This is a genomic window from Pseudomonas sp., assembly GCF_050739655.1.
GTDB lineage: Bacteria > Pseudomonadota > Gammaproteobacteria > Pseudomonadales > Pseudomonadaceae > Aquipseudomonas.
The window spans coordinates 1-8,305 of the sequence record NZ_JBOIBY010000471.1; the positions used below are offsets into that span (position 1 = coordinate 1).

Genomic DNA, 8,305 nt, shown 5'->3' on the forward strand with positions numbered 1-8,305 from the left:
TGAACAAAGATAACTGCGACTCAGGAAGAACCCTGGCCGAGACTGAGTGCAAAGAGCAGGAAAAATTCTTGTAGATGGTTGGATCGAAATTCAACATATCGTGTAGAGATTCTCAGTGACACAAGCAACACAGTGGCGCCACCTTAACCCTTTTTCCGGAACGTGCCAATGCTTCTTGCGCAGGTTTCTCTGTTTTAAGGATCGGCGGTGTGACGGTTCGTCGCCAGTACGCGTAATTGCAGCCTGTTCGGCGAGAATTGCGCCCAGTGCTTTGAACCCGGCGGCGAGCCCCGGTAAGATGCCGGACAGATTTTTACCACCTCGCTATTCAGGACACCCGCCATGAGCATCAAATCGGACAAGTGGATTCGCCGCATGGCGCAGGAACACGGCATGATCGAGCCTTTCGTCGAGCGCCAGATGCGCGGCAGCGACGATAGCCGTGTGATCTCCTACGGCGTGTCGAGCTACGGCTACGATGTGCGTTGCACCAATCATTTCAAGGTGTTCACCAACATCAATTCGGCCATCGTCGACCCGAAAAACTTCGATGCCGGCAGCTTCGTCGATATCCACAGCGATGTGTGCATCATTCCGCCGAACTCCTTCGCCCTGGCCAGCACCGTTGAATACTTCCGCATTCCGCGCAATGTATTGACCATTTGCCTGGGTAAAAGCACCTACGCGCGCTGCGGCATCATCGTCAACGTCACGCCGCTTGAGCCTGAGTGGGAAGGTCATGTGACCCTGGAATTCTCCAACACCACCAATCTGCCGGCAAAAATCTACGCGAACGAAGGCGTGGCGCAGATGCTGTTCCTTGAGTCTGACGAAGAGTGTGAAGTGTCCTACAAGGACCGTGGCGGCAAGTACCAGGGCCAGCGTGGCGTGACCCTGCCGCGTACCTGAGTCAGCCGTCTGACAAAACGTGGGAATTCCTGAGCGAGCGTACACTCTATGGACTGTACTGCTCCGATTCGCGCAAGGCGGATCGGGCCATCGCTCAGGAGTGCTTTATGAAGATCGACCCGCGAATAAGTGCCGAACTGGCAAGGCTTGAGCCCAATCAGGTTGGCGTTTTGGCCTGGTCCTTGTTGGCACACCCGCCGCTCAGCATGACAGGGGGCATCCCCGGTCAACCTGATCCCGATACCCCTAACGAGCAGCCTACCGAGCCAGGTGAGCCCACCTTGCCGGATGAGCCGCCTCCCGCGCCTGTGGTTTGAAGCCTCCATCAGTTGACGGGCCATATCTCGTTGTCGCCAATGACCAGGATCTTGCAGTTGTCATCGCACAGGACTTGAAAGCCACCGGTAAATGCACCGAAGGCCGGTAGCAGGCTGACGTCTGCGCCTATCCTGAAACACGGCAGGCGCAGACTTTGTCGGCCTCGACCGTTCAGCCGATATACGGGGTGCACGTGGCCGGCCAATACAGGTCGGTCCGCATGCGCTACAGGTTCGTGCTGCAAGGAAAAAGGGCCGAGCAACAAAGGCTCGGGCACTACGCGAATGTTCAGCGAGAGTGGCGGGTCTGCGGCGCGCTTGTCGTGATTTCCGCGAATCAAGGTCATCGACAGGTCCCTGTGGCGAGCTCGCCATTCAGACAGGGCGCTTAGCGTGGCGATTGCATGGGAACCAGGGCCATGCAGAAAGTCCCCAAGGAAAATCAACTGTCGGCAGGGCAGGGCCATCATAAGTTCATCCAGCACGCCGATGTTTTGCGCCGTGGTGCCGTGGGGTACTGGCTGGCCGAGGCTTCGATAAGCAGCGGCCTTGCCGAAATGTACATCGGCGATCAATAACGCCTGTTGCGCTGGCCAATAGATGGCTTTCTCCGGTAACAACCAGAGGTCTTCACCTGCCAATCGTATTGAATAAGGCGTGCCCATCAGGCTTTCTCTTTCTCAGCGGTTTTTTCCAGGTCGTTGACCATGCGCCTGATGCGATCGGCGAGTTTTTCCGAACTCATGCTTTCTCGAAAACGCTCCACCAGCAATGGAAAACCGAGAGGCGTAGGGCGCTTGATTTGATGCATGTCGCGCCTAAGTCTACTGAGCCGCTCCAGCGTCAGTTCCAGACGACGAATATCCAGCTCCTCGCGCAGAACCTCTTCCCCTGCCTGGGCCAGCAGCAGATTGTTGGCGTCGTATTGTTTGAATACTTCGTAAAACAAACCGCTTGAAGCCTGAACCTGACGCGTGCTTTTCGGGGCGCCGGGATAGCCGGCGAATACCAATCCGGCAATTCGTGCGATTTCGCGAAAACGGCGCAGCGCCAGTTCGCCGGCGTTCAGGCTGGCGAGCACATCAGCCAGCAAATGATCAGCATTGAACAAATCAACATTGAGCTGTCGGGGCCAATCGACATGGTTGGCGCTGAGCAGCTCCAGCCCGTAATCATTGACGGCGATTGAAAATGTCAGGGGCTGGCGTTGGCTGACGCGCCAGGCCAGCAGGCTCGCCAGGCCCAGATGCACCTGGCGTCCGGCAAAGGGGTAGAGGAAAAGGTGCCAGCCTTCGCGGGATTTCAACGTTTCGACCAGCAGGCTCGACTCGGTTGGCAACCCTGACCACTGTTGTTGCACGGCCAGCAGCGGGCGCAACGCCTGCATTTCCGGGCCGGCGAACTCGCCCTGCGCTGCCGCGCTGAACCGCGCGACTACCGCGTTGGCCAGTTCGCTGGACAGTGGCATGCGACCTCCATTCCAGCGCGGCACCGCGGCTTTTTTTGCGCTGCTGCGTTTAACGTATGCGGTCATGTTTTCCACCCGTACCAATTCCAGCAATCGACCTGCAAAGAGAAAGCCGTCGCCTGGCTTGAGGCGCGCGATGAAGCCTTCTTCCACGCTGCCCAGTTGCTTGCCACCGCCACCCTTGCTCCAGAACTTCAGTTGAATGCTCGCGTCGCTGACGATGGTCCCGATGCTCATGCGGTGCCGACGGGCCAGCCGGGCATCAGGCACGCGCCAAACTCCCTGCTCATCGGGTTCGACCCGGCGATAGTCCGGATAAGCTGTAAGGGACAGCCCGCCGTGTCGCACGAAAGCCAATGCCCAAATCCAATCCGCAGGGCTCAGGTCACGATAAGCCCAGGCGGTGCGCACTTCCTCGTACAGCTCGTCGGGCACAAAGCCACCCCCCAACGCCATGCTGACCAAGTGTTGTACAAGCACATCCAATGGTTTGTGGGGCGACTCACGGGGTTCGATGCGGCGTTGCGCAACGGCGTCCCGTACGGCTGCGGCCTCGATCAACTCCAGGCTGTGCGTGGGCACCAGCGTCACTCGCGATACTCGCCCCGGCGCATGCCCGGAGCGCCCCGCCCGTTGCATGAGCCGCGCCACGCCTTTGGCCGAGCCGATTTGCAGCACCCGTTCAACGGGTAAAAAGTCCACCCCCAGATCCAGGCTGGAAGTGCAGACCACTGCTTTGAGATGACCTTCCTTGAGGGCGCGCTCAACCCAGTCACGGGTGTCGCGGGATAACGAACTGTGGTGCAGCGCAATGAGCCCTGCCCAATCAGGACGGGCCTCAAGCAAGGCCTGATACCAGATTTCCGATTGAGCACGAGTATTGGTGAAAACCAGGCTACTGGCACTGGATTCAAGCTCGGCGATCACCTGCGGCAACATCTTCAAACCAATGTGCCCGGCCCATGGGAACCGTTCGAGAGCGGGTGGAAGCAGTGTATCGACCTGCAACTTTTTGTCGATCTGGCCCTGAACGCTGATCCCTCCACCCTGGGGGATAAGGACCTGCTGTGCGTGGGTCTGATTACCCAGGGTCGCGGAAACGCCCCAGACGATCAGTTCAGGATGCCAGCGGCGCAAACGGGCCAGGGCCAATTGCAATTGCACGCCGCGTTTGTTGCCGAGCAGTTCGTGCCATTCGTCGACCACCACCATCCGCAAAGTAGCGAGTGCTGATACCGCGTCGGCACGGGCCAGCATCAAGGTCAGGCTTTCCGGGGTTGTGACCAGCGTGCTAGGCAGGCGCCGACTCTGGCGTGCCCGTTCACTGCTGCTGGTATCCCCCGTGCGCAGGCCGATGCTCCACGGAATCTGCAAATCGTCCAACGGCACCGCCAATGCACGGGCTGTATCGGTGGCCAAGGCGCGCATGGGGGTGATCCACAACACCGTCAGCGGTTCGGCGACTGGGTTGCGTTTGCGAGGTTTTTCAACGGGAGGCGAGGCGCGGGCGAAGCGATTGAGCGCAGCAAACCACACAGCGTAGGTCTTACCGGCACCGGTGCTGGCGTGCAGCAAGCCGGACTGCCCGTTTTTGACCGCCGTCCACACCTGTTTCTGAAAGGCGAACGGTTTCCAGCCGCGAACAGAGAACCAGGCTTTGGCGAAGTCGGTGGTCGTTCCCATACCGGGTTTTGCGCTCTGGAGGTCTTCTTTCAGTGACCGCGGCGGATCAGTACAAGTTTTAATGGCTTTGTTTTTTTGGGGGGGGGGCAGTTTTGGCTCCAGTGCTGATCGACGCAAATCTGGAAATAACTGTGTCTAGCGTTGAAACCTGTTGGTGAATCGGTCGTGTTTGTATCGACGGGCTGCTTGTTCTGCGATTTTTTGGAAAAGATGCGGTTCGGGCAGTTACCCACATATGAAAAGGAAATTCAGATGAGTACAAATCGAGAGGGACATTTATGTGCCGATGTGACTACTGGTTCCGGCGATACCCAGCTGTTTCGGGTAACAAACGGACTTGAATTCTATGTATTGCTAGGTAGCTATCGTATTGACGCGAGTAACGGGAAGGGAAAAGAGTTTTATATCCAGCTGCCGGGCGACATCGAGAGTGGCAGTTTTAACTTGGGGCTTAGTCCACGCGGCCCAATGATTATCCATGTGACAGGCAGTTCAGAAGCGGAAGTCTATCAAGGCAATCTTGAGTTGAAGGTTGGCGGGGATGCGCAGTTTGCCGGGACCTTCAGCGGAATAGACATCCATGGTCTGAAGGTGACCAATGGCAGTTTCAGGCTGGAGCACGAGACAAGTGCTTGATGCTTGAGCAAAGGAAGCCGGGCAGACCGGCTTCCTCTTCATCGTTTATTAACTATTTCAGATTACCGCTCAGGAACTGCTTCAACCGCTCGCTCTTAGGGTTGCCCAGTACGTCTTCAGGCTTCCCTTCCTCTTCCACCAGCCCCTGGTGCAGAAACAGCACCTGGCTCGAAACCTTGCGGGCGAAACTCATTTCGTGGGTGACCATGATCATGGTCCGGCCTTCTTCGGCCAAACCCTGGATCACCTTGAGCACTTCACCCACCAGTTCCGGGTCCAGTGCCGAGGTCGGTTCATCGAACAGCATGACTTCCGGCTCCATGGCCAGTGCTCGGGCAATTGCCACCCGCTGCTGTTGACCGCCGGAGAGGAACGCCGGGTACTGATCGGCCACTCGCGCCGGCAGGCCGACTTTATCGAGATAGCGACGGGCGCGGTCTTCGGCTTCCTGCTTGCTGCATCCCAGCACCCGGCGCGGAGCCATGGTGATGTTTTCCAGCACGGTCATGTGGCTCCACAGGTTGAAGTGCTGGAACACCATCGCCAGGCGGGTGCGAATCCGCTGCAATTCATCGGCATCGGCCACGTGCATGCCGTGGCGATCGGTGACCATGCGGATGTTCTGCCCATCGAGGCTCATGGCGCCGGCGTTGGGTTGTTCGAGAAAGTTGATGCAGCGCAAGAAGGTACTTTTGCCCGAACCGCTGGCACCGATCAGGCTGATGACGTCGCCGGTGTTGGCCTTGAGCGAAACGCCTTTAAGCACCTCATGATCGCCATAGCTTTTATGCAGGCCTTCAATGGTCAGTTTGTACATGGAGCAAGCGTCCTCAAGGCGAAAGTAGGTAGCCGCTGCGATAGGCTTCGGTGCCCGCGACGTGGGCGATCACCATGCCAGCAGTGGCCATGCGGCGCAGCGAACGGGCGTACATCAGCCCGGCGGCGGTGCAATGAACAGGGGTGACCCGATCGGTGATCGGGTCAATGATTTCGGCGATCAGTTGCCCGGCTTCCAGATATTCTCCAGGCATTGCGGTAAATACCAGCAGCCCGCCAACGGGCGTAGCCACCGGCTCCACACCGGCCAGCGGTGTGGCCGGATAGGGCAGCTCAGGCAGTGGCGCCGGCTCGCCGGCAATCGCACCGGAATGAATGAGGTAGTCAATCAGCGCCTGGCAGTCGAGGCTGGCCAAGGGGTGATTAACGTCGCCCTGGCCGCGAAGTTCGACGGTGACTGAAAAGCTGCCCGGCGGAATATCGAAGTGTTCGCCAAAGCGCTCTTTGAGCTGCCACCAAAGCAGGGTGAAGCATTCATCGAACGACTGGCCACCAGAGTCAGTGGCCAACAGGCTGGCTTCGGAGCCGATGTAGCGGGCCAGCGGCTCGACCTGCGGCCAGGCCTCGGGCGTGGTGTACAGGTGCGCGACGGCTTCGAAATCGCAATGCAGGTCCAGCACCATGTCGGCATCGCAGGCCAGGCGTTGCAGGGTCAGGCGCTGGGACTGCAACTGGGTGCTGGCAGTCTGACGATTCAATGCGCTGCGCAGATGGTTGCGGATCAGTTCCAGGTTGCGCTGTGGATCCTCACCGAGTTGACCTTCGATGGCATTGCCCACTTCCTCGCTCAGATCGACGAACCAGCGATTGAAGTTCTGTCCGCTTTCCAGCTCGTAGCGACCCAGCGGCACGTCCATCAGCACTTGTTCCAGGCCAACGGGATTGGCCACCGGAACCAGGACGATTTCATTGCGCAGACGGCCAGCCGCCTCCAGCTCTGTCAGCCGTTGCTTCAAGTGCCAGGCCACCAGCATGCCGGGCATTTCATCGGCATGAAGGGACGACTGGATGTAGACCTTGCCTTTGGCCGGTTGCGGGCCGAAGTGAAAACTGTGGATCTGTCGTGCTGTGCCCGGCAGTGGGGCCAGCAAGTCATGAATCTGGTGGCGCATTTACGTTGTCCTAGTGGGTTGGCCCAAGGAAGGCCAGCCATCGGCGTTCGGCGAGACGGAACAGGCCGACCAGCGCAAAAGTGACGGTCAGGTAGATCAGCGCGGCGATGCCAAACGATTGAAAGGTCAGGAAGGTCGCCGAGTTGGCGTCCCGAGCGACTTTCAGAATGTCCGGGATGGTCGCGGTGAACGCCACGGTGGTTGAGTGCAACATCAGGATCACTTCGTTGCTGTAGTAAGGCAGCGAGCGACGCAGCGCCGATGGCATGATCACGTAGGCATACAGCTTCCAGCCTGTCAGGCCATAAGCCTTGGCCGCCTCGACTTCACCGTGGTTCATGCTGCGAATCGCCCCGGCGAAAATCTCCGTGGTGTAGGCGCAGGTGGTCAGGGCGAAGGCCAGGATGGTGCAGTTCATCGCGTCGCGAAAGAAGCTGTCGAGCAGCGGTTGTGCGCGCACGGCAGCCAGGCTGTAGATCCCGGTGTAGCAGATCAGCAGTTGGATGTAGAGCGGTGTGCCACGGAACAGGTAGGTGTAGAACTGCACCGGCCAGCGAATGTAGAAGTTCGGTGAAACCCGGGCGATGGACAGCGGGATCGACACCAGAAATCCGATGAAGATCGATGCACTGAGCAGCCACAGGGTCATGGCCAGGCCGGTGATGTTCTGACCATCGCTGTAGAGGAAGGGTTTCCAGTATTCCTGCAGGAGTTCGATCATCGTACGGCCTCCCGGGTACCGGCGGCGTAGCGGCGTTCAAGCCAGCGCAGTATGAAGTTGGAAACACTGGTGATGACCAGGTAGATCAACGCGGCGAGTACCAGGAAATAGAACAGCTGATAGCTGCTTTTGCCAGCGTCCTGAGCGGCCTTGACCAGATCGGCCAGGCCAATGATCGACACCAGCGCAGTGGCCTTGAGCATGACCATCCAGTTGTTGCCGATACCCGGCAGGGCAAAACGCATCATTTGCGGAAACACCACGATCCAGAAACGCTGGCCGCGCTTGAGTCCATAGGCGGTGGCGGCTTCGACCTGACCCCGTGGCACCGCGAGAATCGCACCGCGGAAGGTTTCGGTGAAATACGCCCCATAAATGAAGCCCAGGGTGATGACCCCGGCGCTGAATGGGTTGATCTCGATGTATTCCCATTCCATGTAGTCGGTAAACGACGTCAGCCAGGTTTGCAGGCTGTAAAAGATCAGCAGCATCAGGACAAGGTCCGGAACGCCGCGAATGAGTGTGGTGTAAAGCTGGGCAGGCACGCGCATCAGTTTGACTTTTGACAGCTTGGCACTGGCGCCGAGCAACCCGAGCAGCACGGCCAGCAACAGCGACAACG

Annotated in this window: 9 protein-coding genes; 3 read left to right on the forward strand and 6 right to left on the reverse strand. The window is 58.6% G+C overall.

From position 1 onward, the window contains the following. The first annotated feature begins 342 nt into the window (after window positions 1-342). Window positions 343-909: a dCTP deaminase gene (dcd, locus tag ACRESJ_RS22780; protein ID WP_007940589.1), complete on the forward strand. Its 567-nt coding sequence runs from the start codon at window positions 343-345 to the stop codon at window positions 907-909. Window positions 910-1,016: 107 nt separating this feature from the next. Continuing rightward, on the forward strand, window positions 1,017-1,226 hold the full coding sequence (locus ACRESJ_RS22785) for a hypothetical protein (protein WP_431759939.1): 210 nt from the start codon (window positions 1,017-1,019) through the stop codon (window positions 1,224-1,226). 8 nt (window positions 1,227-1,234) lie between these two features. Here the strand turns inward: ACRESJ_RS22785 and pdeM are convergent, their stop codons facing one another. Continuing rightward, window positions 1,235-1,891: a ligase-associated DNA damage response endonuclease PdeM gene (gene pdeM / locus ACRESJ_RS22790; protein ID WP_431759940.1), complete on the reverse strand. Its 657-nt coding sequence runs from the start codon at window positions 1,889-1,891 to the stop codon at window positions 1,235-1,237. Further along, entirely contained in the window at window positions 1,891-4,377 is a 2,487-nt protein-coding gene (locus ACRESJ_RS22795) for a ligase-associated DNA damage response DEXH box helicase (RefSeq protein ID WP_431759941.1), read from the reverse strand. Before ACRESJ_RS22795 ends, pdeM begins: the two co-directional genes overlap by 1 nt. Before the next feature lie 252 nt (window positions 4,378-4,629). Between ACRESJ_RS22795 and ACRESJ_RS22800 the strand changes: the two genes are divergently transcribed. Further along, on the forward strand, window positions 4,630-5,013 hold the full coding sequence (locus ACRESJ_RS22800; protein WP_431759942.1) for a hypothetical protein: 384 nt from the start codon (window positions 4,630-4,632) through the stop codon (window positions 5,011-5,013). A 52-nt stretch (window positions 5,014-5,065) separates the two neighbouring features. Here the strand turns inward: ACRESJ_RS22800 and ACRESJ_RS22805 are convergent, their stop codons facing one another. From ACRESJ_RS22805 to ACRESJ_RS22820, 4 genes are all read right to left on the reverse strand, one after another. Then, window positions 5,066-5,830, reverse strand: a complete 765-nt coding sequence (locus ACRESJ_RS22805) for an ABC transporter ATP-binding protein (protein WP_431759943.1) — start codon at window positions 5,828-5,830, stop codon at window positions 5,066-5,068. A 13-nt stretch (window positions 5,831-5,843) separates the two neighbouring features. Next, a complete protein-coding gene (locus ACRESJ_RS22810) occupies window positions 5,844-6,962 on the reverse strand; it encodes a succinylglutamate desuccinylase/aspartoacylase family protein (protein ID WP_431759944.1) in 1,119 nt (372 codons plus the stop codon). A 10-nt stretch (window positions 6,963-6,972) separates the two neighbouring features. Next, complete coding sequence (locus tag ACRESJ_RS22815) at window positions 6,973-7,683, reverse strand: ABC transporter permease (protein WP_431759945.1); 711 nt, start codon at window positions 7,681-7,683, stop codon at window positions 6,973-6,975. Continuing rightward, the coding region (locus tag ACRESJ_RS22820; RefSeq protein ID WP_431759946.1) for an ABC transporter permease at window positions 7,680-8,305 on the reverse strand (626 nt) is incomplete at its 5' end. The genes ACRESJ_RS22820 and ACRESJ_RS22815, both read right to left, overlap by 4 nt.